Annotated in this window: 11 protein-coding genes; 7 read left to right on the top strand and 4 right to left on the bottom strand. The window is 62.8% G+C overall.

Annotation, left to right across the window (positions count from 1 at the left end):
• The first annotated feature begins 42 nt into the window (after positions 1–42).
• From PCO31010_RS14335 to PCO31010_RS14305, 7 genes are all read left to right on the top strand, one after another.
• Positions 43–1,608 (top strand): 3-hydroxyacyl-CoA dehydrogenase, encoded by a 1,566-nt coding sequence (locus PCO31010_RS14335; protein WP_150664852.1) that lies wholly within the window; start codon positions 43–45, stop codon positions 1,606–1,608.
• Between the two features lie 15 nt (positions 1,609–1,623).
• Positions 1,624–2,403 (top strand): oxepin-CoA hydrolase, alternative type, encoded by a 780-nt coding sequence (locus tag PCO31010_RS14330; protein ID WP_150664851.1) that lies wholly within the window; start codon positions 1,624–1,626, stop codon positions 2,401–2,403.
• 170 nt (positions 2,404–2,573) lie between these two features.
• The gene (locus tag PCO31010_RS14325) at positions 2,574–3,290 is read left to right on the top strand and encodes a histidine phosphatase family protein (RefSeq protein WP_373275398.1); all 717 of its coding nucleotides are present in this window, start codon (positions 2,574–2,576) and stop codon (positions 3,288–3,290) included.
• Positions 3,291–3,426: 136 nt separating this feature from the next.
• The gene (locus PCO31010_RS14320) at positions 3,427–4,545 is read left to right on the top strand and encodes a phosphotransferase (RefSeq protein ID WP_150664849.1); all 1,119 of its coding nucleotides are present in this window, start codon (positions 3,427–3,429) and stop codon (positions 4,543–4,545) included.
• Between the two features lie 51 nt (positions 4,546–4,596).
• Positions 4,597–5,826, top strand: coding sequence for an acyl-CoA dehydrogenase family protein (locus PCO31010_RS14315; RefSeq protein WP_150664848.1), 1,230 nt, complete (start codon positions 4,597–4,599; stop codon positions 5,824–5,826).
• Between the two features lie 231 nt (positions 5,827–6,057).
• Positions 6,058–6,750 (top strand): glutathione binding-like protein, encoded by a 693-nt coding sequence (locus PCO31010_RS14310; RefSeq protein ID WP_150664847.1) that lies wholly within the window; start codon positions 6,058–6,060, stop codon positions 6,748–6,750.
• 206 nt (positions 6,751–6,956) lie between these two features.
• On the top strand, positions 6,957–7,292 hold the full coding sequence (locus tag PCO31010_RS14305) for a YegP family protein (RefSeq protein ID WP_039399211.1): 336 nt from the start codon (positions 6,957–6,959) through the stop codon (positions 7,290–7,292).
• A gap of 166 nt (positions 7,293–7,458) precedes the next feature.
• Here the strand turns inward: PCO31010_RS14305 and PCO31010_RS14300 are convergent, their stop codons facing one another.
• The 4 genes from PCO31010_RS14300 to PCO31010_RS14285 form a co-directional block, all read right to left on the bottom strand.
• Positions 7,459–8,466, bottom strand: coding sequence for a hypothetical protein (locus tag PCO31010_RS14300; protein ID WP_150664846.1), 1,008 nt, complete (start codon positions 8,464–8,466; stop codon positions 7,459–7,461).
• A 129-nt stretch (positions 8,467–8,595) separates the two neighbouring features.
• Positions 8,596–9,588 carry a hypothetical protein gene (locus tag PCO31010_RS14295; RefSeq protein WP_150664845.1) on the bottom strand — a complete coding sequence of 331 codons (993 nt, stop codon included), beginning with the start codon at positions 9,586–9,588 and terminating at the stop codon, positions 8,596–8,598.
• 52 nt (positions 9,589–9,640) lie between these two features.
• The gene (locus tag PCO31010_RS14290; RefSeq protein ID WP_150664844.1) at positions 9,641–10,747 is read right to left on the bottom strand and encodes a hypothetical protein; all 1,107 of its coding nucleotides are present in this window, start codon (positions 10,745–10,747) and stop codon (positions 9,641–9,643) included.
• 94 nt (positions 10,748–10,841) lie between these two features.
• Entirely contained in the window at positions 10,842–15,848 is a 5,007-nt protein-coding gene (locus tag PCO31010_RS14285) for an RHS repeat domain-containing protein (protein ID WP_150664843.1), read from the bottom strand.
• Between the last annotated feature and the right edge of the window lie 60 nt (positions 15,849–15,908).

Genomic DNA, 15,908 nt, shown 5'->3' with positions numbered 1-15,908 from the left:
ATACCGATCGACGACATCGACACCAACTTCGAGACACTCCGAATGACTGCATCCTCCTCGTCTTCTTCGTCTAACGTGGCGGCCGCTGCCAGCAAGGCCATCGACGTTCTGGGCATCGTCGGTGCTGGCGCCATGGGGCGTGGCATCGCTCAGATCGCCGCGCAAGCCGGTCTGACGGTCAAGCTATACGATACCAACGCCGCCGCCGTACAAGCCGCGCTGAGTGCCCTGCGCGACACGCTGGACAAGCTCGCCTCCAAGGGCAAGATCGACGCGGCGAGCGTCGACGCGACGATGGGACGCCTGCACGCGTGCAACGCGCTGGAGGATCTGGCGGACTGCCATCTCGTCGTCGAGGCGATCATCGAGAAGATCGAGATCAAGCGCGACCTGTTCCGCGCGCTCGAAGGCATCGTTGCCGCCGACGCGATTCTGGCGTCCAACACGTCGTCGTTGTCGATTACGGCGATTGCGGCGGCGTGCGAGCGTCCCGAGCGTGTGGCGGGCTATCACTTCTTCAACCCGGTGCCGCTCATGAAGGTGGTCGAAGTCATCGACGGCCTGCGCACTGCACCGGAAGTCGGCGACGCCCTGCTCGCACTCGGCCAGCGCATGGGCCACACGGCCGTGCGTTGCAAGGACATGCCGGGCTTCATCGTCAACCACGCCGGGCGCGGCATGAACACCGAGGGCCTGCGCGTGGCAAGCGAAGGCGTGGCGAGCTTTGCGGACATCGACCGCATCCTGCGCGAGCAGGCAGGCTTTCGCCTCGGCACGTTCGAACTCCTCGACCTCACGGCGCTCGATGTCTCGCACCCCGTGATGGAGTCGATCTATCACCAGTTCTACGAAGAAGCGCGCTTCCGTCCGTCGCCGATCACCGCGGTGCGCTTCGCAGGCGGACTGCTCGGCCGCAAGGTCGGCGAAGGCTTCTATCGCTATGTCGACGGCAAGCAGCAGGTGCCGCCCGAAGCCCCCGCGCCGGACGCGTTGCCCGCAAGCGTCTGGGTGAGCCGTGCGGACACGCGCGGCTTTGCGGCTGTCGTCGAGCTGTTGGGTGCGACGGGGGTGACCATCGAAAGCGGTGAGAAGCCGTCCGAGACGGCCCTGATCGTCGTCACGCCACTCGGCTTCGACGCCACGACGTGCGCCGTCGAACAGGGTCTGGACGCGACGCGCACCGTCGCCATCGACACGCTGCTGCCGCTGGCGGGCGCCAAGCGTCACACGCTCATGACCACGCCCGTGACGACAGCCGACGCGCGCAACGCCGCCCACGCGCTGTTCGCCCACGGCGGCACGCCGGTGACGGTGATCCGCGATTCGGCGGGATTCGTCGCACAGCGCGTGATCGCTACCATCGTGAACATCGGTGCCGATATCGCGCAGCAACGTATCGCGACGCCGGGCGACATCGACCGCGCCGTCACGCTGGGTCTCGGTTACGCCAAGGGACCGCTTGCACTGGGCGACGCCGTCGGCGCGCGTCAGTTGCTCACGGTGCTGCGTAATCTGCAATCGTTCTACGGCGACCAGCGTTATCGTCCGTCGCCGTGGCTCACGCGTCGCGCGCAACTCGGCGTGTCGCTGCTCACCGAAGAAGCGTAATCCGGAGACCGAATCATGGCTGCTGAACTGCTCGCCGAACGCGTCGACCAGACGCTGGTGCTGACGCTGTCCAATCCCGGCGCGCGTAACGCCCTGCATCCGGACATGTACGCCGCTGGCGTCGAAGCGCTGGCCACGGCCGAGCGCGACGCCTCCGTGCGCGCCGTCGTGATCACCGGGGCCGACAACTTCTTCTGCGCGGGCGGGAATCTGAACCGCCTGCTGGAAAACCGTCAGAAAGATCCGTCGGTGCAGGCCGCCAGTATTGACGCGCTGGCCGAATGGATCGAGGCGCTGCGTGCGTGTCCGAAGCCGATCATCGCCGCCGTCGAAGGCGCGGCCGCCGGGGCGGGCTTCTCGCTCGCGCTTGCCTGCGATCTGCTCGTCGCCGCCGACAATGCCAAGTTCGTGATGGCGTATGTCAAAGTCGGCCTCACGCCCGACGGCGGCGGTTCGTGGTTCCTCTCGCAGGCTCTGCCCCGCCCGCTCGCCACCGAAATCCTCCTCGAAGGTAAGCCAGTGTCGGCCGCGCGACTCGCCACCGCAGGACTCGTCAACCGGGTCGTTGCGCCCGGACAAGCCCGCGCCGAAGCACTCAACTGGGCGACGGATCTGGCGCAACTGTCGCCGAACGCCGTCGGCCGCATCAAATCGCTCATCGACAGCGGCGCCAGCGAAACGCTGACCTCGCAACTCGGTGCCGAGCGCGATAATTTCGTCGCTTCGCTGCACCATGCCGACGGTCTGGAAGGAATCAGTGCCTTCCTTGAAAAACGTCCGGCAAAATACCCCTGAAACGCGTACCCGCAGAGAGCGTACCCGCCCACCGGCGTACGCCCTCTCTCTATGCCCTGCGGCAGCCCCTGGCCTTCAAGGCTCGCTAGCCTGCTAGTCCGCTGCCCGCATTCGTTCAGGAGAACCCTCGCATGAGTTCACTCGGTCAACTCGGTGCCCAGACCGGTCCGCTGACCTTCACGCCCTCGGCACGTCGCCGCATCTATCTGATGCGTCACGGCGACGTCACGTATTTCGACGACAGCGGCCACCCGATCGATGCAGACGCCGTCCCGCTCAATGAGCTGGGACGCTCGCAGGCCAGCGCCGCCGGACGTGCCTTCGCCGCCGAGAACATCCGCTTTGACCGGGTCATCGTGAGCGGCCTGCCGCGCACGCGTGAGACCGCCGAGCGCGTGCTCGCAGAAACCGGACAGGACGTCGAAATCGAGACGTGGCCGTGCTGGCAGGAAATCCGCGCGGGCAAGATCTCCGACCTGCCCCCTGCCGAACTGGCACAGGCGTTTCTCAGCGCGTTCGACGGTCTGGTGCCGGAAGGCACACGCTTCATGAACGGCGAATCGGTGCGCGAACTGCTCGATCGCGTGGTGCCGCCGATCGCGGAGCTGCGCGCCGACAAGTCGTGGGACACCGTGCTGCTGGTGTTGCACGGTGGCGTGAATCGCGCGATTCTGTCGCATGCCCTGCATCCGCTGGGACGCCTCTTCCTCGGCCAGCTCGCCCAGACGCCCGCGTGCATCAACGCGCTCGACGTCGGCGACAAGCCGCAGGACTGGGTGGTGCGCCTCATGAACTTCGCCCCGCCGCAGCCGCTGCATCGCGATAACCGGCTCACGGTCATGGAGAAGATTTTCGCGTCGTTCGTCCGTACGCGCCAACGCGGCTAAACGACGCGCGTCATCGTCATTCCGGGCCGGGACATCTCCGGCCCATCGCGTTTTATCGAACGTCGCCGTACAACAGCAAAAGCCGAACCCACGAATCAGTCTCGATCAACGCAGCACCGGAAATGCAGGAGACAGCATGGCCGAGGAGCTTGTACAGGACTTTTCCGCATTTGCAGGCGAACGGGCGCTGGGCAGTCGTGCGCCGTTCGACACCGCCGCACTTGAGCGCTGGCTGAGCGCCAACGTCGAGGGCTTCTCCGGGCCGCTGACGCTCACGCAGTTTAACGGCGGCCAGTCCAATCCGACCTACCGTCTCACCACGCCCTCGGCCGCGTACGTGCTGCGCACCAAACCGGCCCCGGCGGCGAAGCTTCTCCCCTCAGCGCACGCCATCGAACGCGAATACCGCGTGATGGACGCGCTCGCCAGCACCGACGTACCTGTGGCCCGCATGCGGGGCCTATGCGAGGACGAAAGCGTCATCGGACTGGCGTTCTACGTCATGGACTTCGTGGATGGGCGGGTGCTGTGGGATCCGTCGTTGCCGGGCATGACGGCGACGCAGCGCGGTGAGATTTACGACGAAATGAATCGCGTCATCGCAGCGCTGCATCGTGTCGATTACCGGGCTGCCGGTCTCGAATCGTATGGCAAACCGGGGGACTACATCGCGCGTCAGATCGCGCGCTGGAGCAAACAGTACCGCGCGTCGGAGACGGAACCCATCGACGCGATGGACCGGCTCATCGAGTGGCTGCCCGCCCATCTGCCGGTCAGCACGCCGGACACCCCCGAACGCACCACTATCGTCCACGGCGACTTCCGTCTCGACAACCTGATCTTCCATCCGAGCGAGCCGCGCGTGCTCGCTGTCCTCGACTGGGAACTGTCGACGCTGGGGGACCCGATTGCGGACTTCAGCTATCACTGCATGGCGTGGCATGTCAGCCCCGGGGTGTTCCGCGGCATCGCCGGGCTCGACTGGAAAGCCCTCGGCATTCCGGATGAAGACGTCTACATCCGTCGATACAGCGAGCGCACGGGCATCGTTCCGCCTGCGCAATGGCACTTCTATCTCGCGTACAACATGTTCCGCATCGCAGCGATTCTGCAAGGCATCATGAAGCGCGTGAGCGACGGCACGGCCGCAAGCCAACAGGCGCTGGACGCTGGCAAGCGGGCTCGCCCGATGGCCGAACTCGCCTGGACATATGCGCAGCGTGCAACGAACGCGACGCGCTTGCGCGATGCCTGACCACGCGCCGACGCGTCCCGATTCAGCAGACAGTCACCGCACGGAGATCTCATGAATTTCAGCTACAGCCCGAAAGTCGACGCGTTGCGCTCGCGTCTTTCAGCGTTCTTCGACGAGCACATCTTTCCGAACGAGCAGCGTTATCTCGAAGAGATCGAGATCGCCCGTCATAACGGTGACGCATGGCAGCCCTCGCAAGTCATCGAACGTCTCAAACCACTCGCGCAGCAAGCCGGACTGTGGAACCTGTTTCTGCCCGACTCAGGGCGCGGTGCAGGCCTGACCAACGTCGAATACGCACCGTTGTGCGAGATCATGGGACAGGTGCCCTGGGCGCCGGAGGTCTTCAACTGCAATGCGCCCGACACCGGCAACATGGAGACGCTCGAGCGTTACGCGACTGACGCCCAAAAGGCGCAATGGCTGGAACCGCTGCTGCGCGGCGAGATCCGTTCGGCATTTCTGATGACGGAGCCGGACGTCGCATCGAGCGATGCCACCAACGTGCAGTGCCGTATCCGTCGCGACGGTGACGATTATGTCGTCAATGGCCGCAAGTGGTGGTCGACGGGGGCTGGCGATCCACGCTGCGCGCTCTACATCGTGATGGGCAAGACCGATCCCGACGCCCCGAAACACGCCCAGCAGTCGATGATCCTGATTCCGGCCGACGCGAAGGGCGTCTCACGCGTACGTCCGCTTACGGTCTTCGGCTACGACGACGCACCGCATGGTCATATGGAGATCGTGCTCGACGACGTGCGCGTGCACGCAAGCAGTCTGCTGCTCGGCGAAGGACGCGGCTTCGAAATCGCACAGGGACGGCTCGGGCCGGGCCGTATCCACCACTGCATGCGGCTTATCGGGCTGGCGGAGCGCGCCCTGTCGCTGATGTGCCAGCGCACGCTTTCGCGCGTGGCGTTCGGCAAACCGATTGCGGCGCAGGGCGTCACACGCGAGCGCATCGGCGAGGCGCGATGCCTGATCGAACAGGCCCGTCTGCTCACGCTCAAGGCGGCCTACATGATGGATACGGTCGGCAACAAGGCCGCGCGCGCGGAAATCGCGATGATCAAGGTCGTCGCACCGAACATGGCGTGTCAGGTCATCGACTGGGCGATTCAGGCGCACGGGGCGGCGGGTCTTTCCGGCGATTTTCCGCTCGCTTATGCATACGCCAGCGCCCGCACCCTGCGTTTCGCGGACGGCCCCGACGAAGTCCATCGCAACGCCATCGCAAAGCTGGAATTGGCGAAGTATCCCAACATCACGGCCGAGTGACGGCGATCACTCGGTTGAGCCGGGCGAGGTCTGCCGGACACCGCCGAACCGGCGCCCGGCAGGGAAAAACGTTCTGTGGTGTAATTTCCCGGCAGTTTTCCCCGGGGGGACGGTGCCGCCCTCCCGGCCCGTTTGCCATTTGCGCCATCACCGTGCCTCCGGAGCCGCCTGAGCGACCCACGCACGACGTGATCCGCCGGCGTCGCTCGACGCCTCCCTGAGGAGCCGCAATTGATTCAGGTCTACTCCTGGGCCACGCCCAACGGCCACAAAGTCCACATCATGCTCGAAGAATGCGGGCTGGCTTATCACGCACACGCCGTCGATATCGGTGCGGGCGACCAGTTCAAGGACGCATTTCTCGCCATCTCGCCGAATAACAAGATCCCGGCCATCGTCGACGAAGACGGCCCGGACGGCAAACCGATCTCCCTGTTCGAATCCGGCGCAATCCTGCTCTACCTCGCAGGCAAGACCGGTCGCTTCCTGCCGGAAGACGTGCGCGGCAAGTACGAGACGCTCGAATGGCTGATGTTCCAGATGGGCGGCGTGGGGCCGATGCTCGGTCAGGCGCACCACTTCCGGATTTATGCGCCCGAGAAGATCGACTATGCGATCAAGCGCTACACCAACGAAGCGCGACGTCTGTACGGCGTGCTCGACAAGCGTCTTGGCGATCATCCGTACGTCGCGGGCGACATGTACACCGTGGCGGACATTGCCATCTGGCCGTGGCTGCGCTCGTGGAAGAATCAGGGCGTGGAGTTGTCGGACTTCCCGAACGTGCAGAAGTGGTTCGAAGCCATTGAGGCACGCCCGGCGGTGCAACGCGGCATCAAGGTGCTCGCCGACGCCCGCAAGCCGTTGCAGGACGACAAAGCCCGCGAAATGCTCTTCGGCGCGACGCAATACGCGCGCCGCTGAACGCCGCAAAACCGTCGAACGGCGGCGTCCCGGGCCGTTCGGCGGACTGTCACTCAAAGTGGTTTACACTTCGAAACAAAGTGCGGTTTCGCCAAAGCGCTGGCGGTGCTAATCTAGGCGCATTCTTCGACGCGGCGCTCAGCCAGCGTCACTTGCAGTTCGCAGTCCCTCGCCGCTGGCCATTGGAAGATCCGGGAGATCCACAAATGTCAGGCAAGTTCGAACTCAAGCGCAGCCCCAATGGTGAATTCCACTTTCACCTGCTGGGCGACAGCGGGCATACCATCCTTTCCTCCGAGACGTACAAGGCGCGCGCGTCAGCGCAGAACGGTATCGAGTCCGTTCGCAAGAATTCCGCTGAAGATCACCGGTTCGAGCGCAAGACGTCGACTTCCGGGCGCCCCTACTTCGTCCTCAAGGCGCGCAACGGCGAGATCATCGGCCAGAGCCAGATGTTCTCGACCGCCGAGCAGATGGAGGACGGCATTACCCAGGTCAAGCGAGATGCACCAGCGGCTTCGGTGAGCGACCTGTCGCATTGACGACTTGTGCGGCTAACCTGCGTGACGCGCCAATGCGAGGGCGCATCACATTGTCACGTCGTCACGCCACGTTGGTCCCATCATGATGCCCCTCGTCCCCGTCACTCCTTGGTGAATATCGCCTCGTCATGCGCACTGACAGATGCATCGAAGATCGGATGCCTTGTCATTGGGTGCCACGCAAGGGCACCACCCGCTCGCGGATAAACACTTCGTCGTCTGGAACTGAACCTGAACAATCTCGCGTGAAAAGCGAAGCCGGGGGGTGGGCAAATACGCAGTTGATTTGGTATCGGAAGCGCCCATCACTGCCGAATTCAAGCGGCCTGACCTGCCTGTCCGGCGTGACTCGCACACGCAACACACCACTAAACTGCGCATCCAGACCAAGTGCCGGAGTGAACGTCTTGGTACGCGGAATCCACGCCGCATAGATTATCGGTGTGCCTGAGGAAAGCGTGCTGTAGAAGGCTGCTGTCGGGTCATCGCAATTGCCCAGCCTCACCGTCAAAAAGTTGGTGAGGGATCCGTTGAGCACACATTTGTCCGGAATCGTCTTCGAGCGATACCGGAACGGCCCGTCGGGCAGCAACTGCCCCACCCTCACGCATGACACCGCTCCCGGCAATGGACTACTGCCGCGCCATCCATCGGCTAGCAGGTAGGGCTTGCCGTTGCCGTCGAGCAGCCGCGTGCCCACATCCTTTTGCTGCGAGAGCTGAACTACGGTCTTGCCGATCTCGCCGGTCTGCTGGTCCTGAAACGACACCTTGTAGAACGCGTACGACTCGTTGTTGCCACAGTCCGGGTTGTTCTGAATCTCCAGCCACATCCCTTCATGCGCCCCGGAAATGCTGAAGAAGTAGTGCTCGTCGTTCGGACACGACGAGTTCTGCTTGAAATTGATCTTCTCTCCGTCGTATAAGCTGAACGAGCACGGCTTTTCACCGTTCGCTTCCCACATCGTGATCGTGGGTAAGGCGTGATCGTGCTGCGGCACCGCCTCCAGCTTCGACGTCGCAGCCGCGCCGGTGATTGCTCCGGTCGCGGCACCCGACGCCGAGTCGGCCGCACCCGCCACGCCCTGATACGCCGTCAACAGCCACGCGCCCACCACAAACATCGAAACGGCCCGCAAAATCCGAGACCAACACTTTTCCTGGATTTTTCGCATCACGCACCTCCCTCTCTAATTCGACGCTGCGCGATCAGGTTGTGAGAGACGCTGGCGTGTCGCGTTCGTGCAGACGAGATGCCAGCGTCGCGTGTCATTTGTTCCTCTGCGGACAAAGGCTCCGGCTCATCATTTCGGCACGCCTTTGGTGTACCTTACCTTGTCGAATACCTCATCGATCGTCCCCTGGCATTTGCGAAATGCCGTGTAGCCCAAGGTGATGACATAGAGGCATTCATCGCCGACACGGAACCGTCCGTCCTCACCGTAACGGGGCATCTGATTACTCACGCCACTGTAGAGAATCGATGCCGACCCCGCGCTGTCCTTGTAAATAGCGGGGATGAAGTCTTTGGTCCGAGTTCTCCAGGTCGCGTAGGGAATCCCACCACCGCTCGATAGAGACAAGAAGTACAGCATATGCTGGATGTCACTGTCATCGCAGTTGCGAGTCCCAACACGTACCGTGTCAAAACCTCGAAACCCGAGACATTCATTCGGGAATTTCTTTGAGCGGAACTGTAATGGCCCGTCGGGCAACAATTGCCCCACCTTCACGCACGACACCGCTCCTGGCAATGGATTACTGCCGCGCCATCCATCGGCTAGCAGGTAGGGCTTGCCGTTGCCGTCGAGCAACCGCGTGCCCACATCCTTTTGCTGCGAGAGCTGAACGACGGTCTGCCCGATATCGCCGACCTGCTGGTCCTGAAACGACACCTTGTAGAACGCGTACGACTCATTGTTGCCGCAATCCGGGTTGTTCTGAATCTCCAGCCACATCCCCTCATGCGCGCCCGAAATGCTGAAGTAGTAGTGTTCGTCGTTCGGACACGCCGAATTGTCCTTGAAATTGATTTGCTGTCCGTCATACAAACTGAACGAGCACGGCTTGTCAGCGTTCTTCTGCCACATCGTGATCGTGGGTAAAGCATGGTCGTGCTGCGGCACCCCCTGCATCATCGAGATCGCAGCCGCGCCGGTGATTTGGACGGGCCCGTCCGGCGCCAAGTCGACCGCACTCGCCACGCCCTGGTACGCCGTCAACAGCCACGCGCCCACCACAAACATCGAAACGGCCCGCAAAATCCGAGACCAACACTTGTTTTGGATTGCTCGCATCACACACCTCCGTCTTTGACCCAGTCCCTTCGCGATCTCCGTGCCCGCAACGTCACAACGTCTTGCGTGCCGGGTTGATCACCTCGAACGACACACGCCATCCGTCCTGTCGTCCCTGATCGTGGAATCCGACCTGATAGTTGACGCTCAGGCGCGAGCCGTGGGCCAGTGGTGCAAGCCACGATGCAGGAATCCGTTCATCGAAGCCCTCCCGCGCCTCCGTCGCCGTGACCCGATGTCCGTCCTTGAGAAATAACTGATATGTCTCACCAGGCCGGTCCTCGTGTTCGCCCTCGCACCAAAGCCATAACTGCTGGCGCTCGAAGGCGAGGTGCCAGGGCTGAAGCAGCACCTGGGCACCGTTCGGCAACTTGTCGGGCTCGATGCGATCGCTGCCCGCAAGATCCGGCAATTGCGGCACCCGCATGTCGGTCGGCCTGAACGGCAACACGCCCAGCGACAGCACCGGACTCGTCTGATCTCCACCGGCGCGCGACACCACATAGCTCACGTCTGACGACAAGCCGACATTGGCCGCAATGACCGCCGGGGCAATGTCGAAAGAGAGGAATTCGGGCACAGGCTCGGGGACCGTCTCGAAAGCCGTCTCGATCGTGCCGTCGCCAACCGTGCCATGCCAGTGAACTTGTACCCGGTGGCCCGCTTGCATGCCCTGATAGCGCACCCGGACGCGGGCGCCTTGCAGCGCGAGCATTGGGTTCAGAAAGCCGTCGTCCCCGTTTTCCACTTGCGGGGCTAATAGCGTGAGCGTCGGCGTCAGATCGACGAGGATCGACTTGTCCGCCGACACACCGATGACCTCGCCGTTCGGACGCTCGCATCGATACGTGAACACATACTCGCCCGGTGCCAGCGCTCGCAGAACCTCGCCAGGGAAGTTCACGACGATCGCTTTCCCGACATCGTCGGCGCTCAGGGGGCGTGTCATCGCCACGATGTCCACGCCATTGATCGTGCAGAATAACATGTCACCTGGTGCGGAAAACGGCGGGAACATCTGCGTGTCCGCAGGCAACATGTCACCGTGATCTGCCAGATATTCGTCGGTGACACCGTTCGCGTCGACCTCCACATCGACGCGAAATGCAAAGTACGGTATCGCGGCATCGGGCGCCGTCCGGCGATGGTCGATAGTCATTTCAACACCTCCCCATCCTGATTTGCGCGAATGGCAATGGCACGACGTACGTGTGGCGCACGAACCGGACTGTGCGCTGGCGGCACGCTTGAGTTCAGTTCCGGTCCCGCTTGTAATGCACTTGAATCACACGCGGGAGGTCGGACGCGCGGGAACGCACCGAGCTCGTGGGCGAACCTCCGTTGCTCGTCGGAGAAGTCGCACGGGATCCCGACTGGGAGCGTGCGACGACTGCCGCTGTGTGGCCGGCCATTTGGGTCAACATGAAGGCGTTGACGTTTGGTACTGGAGGGGGCGAAGGCGAGCGTGGCCCGCTTGACAAAGAGCTGATCGACCACTCAGATTCCTCGCTGATCCTACTCAACCTCGATAACGAGCGAATCGGAGGCGGAGAACCGCTTGTGCTGCGAGAACCGCTGGCCCCGCTGCCGCCGGCATTGCCTGTCGGCGTACTGGACCTGGACCTGCTCGCCGGTCGACTCAGCACCGAATCGTTTCCCGTCAGAGTGCCTCGTGTGCCGTCCTCGGCAAGATTCGCTGCACGCGCTGCCACGCGTGCGTTGGCGAAGGCAAATCCGAAACCCGCGATAATGTCGAAAGCGCCTAGTACGGTCGCCGCAAGGCCCAATTGGGCCGAAAGATCGTCACTCCCGTCAGCCGCCGCGGCAGCGCTCCCCGTGCCGAGTCCAAAGATCGCCGCATTGACGCTCGTGGTGCTGATAAGCGACATCTGCGACACCGTGCCCAGCGCGGCGAAGTTCGCGGATATGGTGGTGGCGAGCGAAGCGCTCGATGTCGCGGCAGTTGCGGCTGGCACGCCGACCCCTACAGCCGCCGATGTTCCCGTCGCCACGGCGCCTGCGCCTGCCGTCGCCCCCGCCGTCGTTGTCACCATTGCACTGGTTAACGGCGTCAGCAGCCCCGCCGAATAGATAGTGGCCACGATGCCTATCACGGCGGTCAACGCCGTGATAATCCCACCCAGCCACGACGGGATGTGTCCGGACGGGTCGATCGAGTTGAGCGGATCAAGGCGCGCGTAGGCGTTGACGCCGCCGCCGTCGAACGGGACATCGGTATCGGGCACCAGAAAGCGACACAGCACCGGGGAATACAATCGTGCATTGCCCAGCCAGAGACCCTGTGTCGCCGGATCGACAATCTCTCCATCCTGACCGGGAACGCCGTCCGGGACATCGGCGCGACGATACCCGCTTGGGGAGTACACGATACCCCGCGTCGCGTCGCTGCCCGAGTGCACTTCCATCACGCTCGACTTGGTATCGGTGGCGTACGCCAGCAACTGTCCTGCGGAGTCCAGCGTGCCCCCGGTGCCGTCGAGATAACTACGCGTGAGCGTGCCCTGCACTTCCACGGCCAACCGGTTGCGGCGGAATATCCGTCGACGCGTCGGCTGGCCCGCCTGCGCGACGACCGACTGTTCGTCGAGCGGGTTGTAGCCATACTCGGTCGGTGCCTGTCCGCTACGCTGGGCGGACATCATCTGATCCTGCTCGTTGTACGTGTAGGTGTTGCCCAGGCCGTCGTCGGTCACGCGACCTGCCGCGTCGTAGCCAAGCGTGAAACGCCCATCCGCAGCACCGTAACCACGCCGCTCGAACGCCGTGAGCTGAGTGGGATCGTCGTCGTTATCGAAGTGAAACGTCACCTCGGCGGGTGTGCTCACCCCGTAGTGCCACGTCAGGATTTCGGCCACATTGTCGAAAGCGTCGTGCTTCCACTGCTGCACCGAAATCCGTTGTGAAGGATCGTGTGGATCGGGAGCACTTTCGGGCCCTTCGGTGTAGTAGGCCTCGAGCCGGTCGCGCCGGTCGTAGGCCATCCCCTCCCTCAATCGCAGCGTGCCGCCCTCTGTACGCGTGCGGTTGACCAGCAAATCGAGATCGTTGTACCCCTGAGTCAGCACGAGCGCGGTGCGCCCCGGCGCAATCGTCTCACGCGACGTCTCGCGACCGAAGTCGTCGTATCCGAGCGTTGTCGTCAGACGCAACGTACCGGCCTGCCGCACGGTCTGTTTGCACAATCGGCCAAGCGGGTTCCATAAATACTCCACGACAACATCGCCACAGGTGTACTCCATCAACTGCCCGGTGGACGCGTTGTAGCGATAGCAATGGATGTTGCCCGCAGCATCCTCACACGAGGCAGGCAGACCGAGCGAAGTCCATTCGTAAGTCGACTGACGTTCGCCCGCCTCGTCTGTCCACGTTTCGATATGAGGAAAACCGGTTGCGTAGCGCTCGCAACCATAGGTGGCTCCTGCAAGCGATGCCCCCACGAGCAATCCAGTGTTCGGATCATGCTCGTAATCGGTTTGCACAGCTCCCGCCACACGCTGTCGAGGCACCTCGGTCAGCGAGGGATTGAGCGTGAAAGTCAGCTTCTGTCCCGCGGCGTTGGTCTGTTCTGTCGGATGCCTGCGACCGAGCTGGAACGACCAGCTCGTAGTGCGCCCTCCTACCGTCTGGTCGGTAACGCGCATCTGACCATCGAACGTGCGAGCCCCGACCTCGGTGCCGTTCACACACACTTGTGTCGCGCTGTTGTCGAGCGAATGCGGTGCGTAGGCGTAGTCGAACGTATCACCATCGCCGAGATCGACGTGGCTCGTACGATCCGCAAAGTCGTAGGTGTACGTCGTCTCTCTGCGTGACGAGTCGAGCGCGCTGACGCGACGGCCCAATCCGTCGTAGGCGAAGGTCCATTGACTCACCAGACTCCGCGACGTATCGGTGCGTGTCTCCTTTTCGATCTCGGCAAATCTGTTGTACGTACGCGCTGTGACCCCGGAACGTTCCTCGCCGCCCTCGAGCCAACTTGTCTCCGTTTGCGTCACGGCATTCCACTCGTCGTGTTCGATCACGCCGTCCGGTCGCGTGACGGCACAGCAACGTCCCCATCCGTCGTAGGCGAAGTGCATGGTGGTAACCAGCGGCTCACCCTCAATGCGATCGGTCGTCGTGCTTTGAATCTTGCGGCCACGCGTGTCGAACTCGTATCGCATCACCTCCAGCACATCACCTCCGGCGATGTCTGGGTCGCTTCGTGTGGTACGCACGGTCAATCCGGTGCCATCGAAGTAGGCGGTATCGACGATGCCCGAATCGCGGGTTGTCTGCTGCGACACCACACCACCGGTTTCGCCCATGAGCGTATATACATGCCGCAACGTGGCGGTGTAGGTGGTATCTCCCGATGTCGGCGTCGTCGATTCCTCGACCACCCGGCCAAGCACGTCATATTGCGTCACGACGATTGCATCGTTGCCCTGCACAAGGGTGTCCAGTCCGGTGTGAATCGACGTATGCGTGATGGTCGTACTATCGGTGTCGTCGAAATCGGTATGCTGCCTGCGCGTCGTCACCAGTTCGTCGTTCGCCTTCGCATAGGTGTAGTCGGTCGTAGTCGTGTGCCCGGTGAGGGTCTGCGCACGCTGACGTGCGCGCCCATGCAACAGCGCCGACGTCGGATTATTGAAGTACGCGAACGACACCTCGTCGAAAACATCTCCATCCGCCAGTTGCCGTTGCTCACTCACGGCCAGAAAATCGGCCGCACCGGATACGAGCGACGGATAGCTCGCGTACCGAAATTGCTGAACCCGCGTCGGCGCCAGTGCTGTCGGCTTCATGCCGGGGGCGCGAGGCGTCGGTTCACCCGGCACCATCGTGCGCGACTTCACAGAGCGCGGTGTCTTCCACACGGGGTCGGGCGGGCATCCGTCCTCGCCAGCAGGATCGTAGTACTCGGTCAGCTCAGTGACACGGTCCGGCATAACGACCTCGATGGGGTTACCCCACGTGTCATACCGGTGGGTCGTGATCTCGTCGCGCGCCACCCCGTCGCGACGCCAGCGCACGATCTCCACTTTTGGCAATTGCGCAATGGCAGGCTGTTCGTCATAGGGCGCGCCCGTCACGTCGTGATAGATATTCAACGTGGTTTGTTCGCAACCGTCCTCTTCGCGCCGTTCCTCCATGAGCAGGTGAAAGCGATTGAACTCGCGGTACACCGTGCCCAGCACCCGCGGTGGCTCGACGGATTCGTCGATCTGCGATTCGGTCGACCAATAGCGATAATCTGTCCTGACCTTGTAAAGCCCGTCGGAGGCATCTTCCCAGTCGACACCCGCGCCATAGCCTAGGAAATTGTTCGTCGAGAAGGTGTACGTCGTCACGCGCGAAGGCTGATCGGCACCCGGGTCGATCACATGGCGCACCACGTAAGGAAGATGGGACGGTGGCGTGCCCGGTGCTTCGTTCGAGCGCGACGGAAAGCGATGGCCGTCCGTTCTGTAAGCCATCCTCTCTACACTTCCGGTCGGCGACCTCACCTCGGTGAGGAACGCGAGATCGGCATCGGTCAGACGTTCGTAGTTGAACACCCATCTGGGCTGACCGGGGAGCGGGAGGCGGATCGAAGACACGAGGTCGCCGCTGAGCGTCATCTCATAGACGACCGGTATCGGCCCGGCGACCGTGATGGAAACGGCCAGCCCCGTGCGTGTCACGCGCAGCAACTCCCCACGGTCCTGATCGCGCATCGTAGCCAGTGCCGGCTCACCCTCGAACGCCTGCCACGTCAGGTACACCGATCGCCCGTGCGGCGACACGATCTCCACCGGCACCCACGGGGTGAGCGGATCCGACGGCCGGAAGGGTTCCAGAATCTCGCGTTGCCCCGAACGATAAGTCACCACCACGCGCGTAGCGTGCTTCTCTATGATGGCGGTGGGCAGCTTCTGGTCGGGGAGCGTAATGCTCGCATCCGTCATGATCGCGAGGTGCGTCTCACCGTCCGACAGTCGCAAACGCTTGGCGGCGGGTTGCAGTTGCGAGAAGCCCCAGCTCCAGCCCCGACCGAGTCCGACGTCGACGTTCTGCAACGGATCAAAGCCGAGCGAGAGTTTCAGCTCCGGTCCTGCCAACGCATTCATGGATATAGGGGGCAACGCAACGCGAACGGTGTAGACGCCGGTTCGCGGGTCCACACCCTTTTCGAGGAAGCTCAGAAAACTTTGTGCCCCGGAATACAGCGCGTTGTGGTCCGCCTGAGAACGTTCACGAACTGGCTCGTCCATATCGGACTCCTTGCGATGGCAAGTGCGCGGTGAGGATCGCAATGTAGGACCCGGCCCTGA

The organism is Pandoraea commovens, from assembly GCF_902459615.1.
GTDB classification, from domain to species: Bacteria; Pseudomonadota; Gammaproteobacteria; order Burkholderiales; family Burkholderiaceae; genus Pandoraea; species Pandoraea commovens.
Note: the sequence above shows the minus strand (reverse complement) of the source record. Positions and strands in the feature narration are given on the sequence as shown.

What these genes read in the sequence shown, in the direction of transcription:
- PCO31010_RS14295 (WP_150664845.1), bottom strand. Translation starts at nt 9,588, where the DNA reads ATGCGAGCAATCCAAAACAAGTGTTGGTCTCGGATTTTGCGGGCCGTT.
- PCO31010_RS14330 (WP_150664851.1), top strand. Translation starts at nt 1,624, where the DNA reads ATGGCTGCTGAACTGCTCGCCGAACGCGTCGACCAGACGCTGGTGCTG.
- PCO31010_RS14335 (WP_150664852.1), top strand. Translation starts at nt 43, where the DNA reads ATGACTGCATCCTCCTCGTCTTCTTCGTCTAACGTGGCGGCCGCTGCC.
- PCO31010_RS14290 (WP_150664844.1), bottom strand. Translation starts at nt 10,747, where the DNA reads ATGACTATCGACCATCGCCGGACGGCGCCCGATGCCGCGATACCGTAC.
- PCO31010_RS14315 (WP_150664848.1), top strand. Translation starts at nt 4,597, where the DNA reads ATGAATTTCAGCTACAGCCCGAAAGTCGACGCGTTGCGCTCGCGTCTT.
- PCO31010_RS14320 (WP_150664849.1), top strand. Translation starts at nt 3,427, where the DNA reads ATGGCCGAGGAGCTTGTACAGGACTTTTCCGCATTTGCAGGCGAACGG.
- PCO31010_RS14300 (WP_150664846.1), bottom strand. Translation starts at nt 8,466, where the DNA reads ATGCGAAAAATCCAGGAAAAGTGTTGGTCTCGGATTTTGCGGGCCGTT.
- PCO31010_RS14305 (WP_039399211.1), top strand. Translation starts at nt 6,957, where the DNA reads ATGTCAGGCAAGTTCGAACTCAAGCGCAGCCCCAATGGTGAATTCCAC.
- PCO31010_RS14285 (WP_150664843.1), bottom strand. Translation starts at nt 15,848, where the DNA reads ATGGACGAGCCAGTTCGTGAACGTTCTCAGGCGGACCACAACGCGCTG.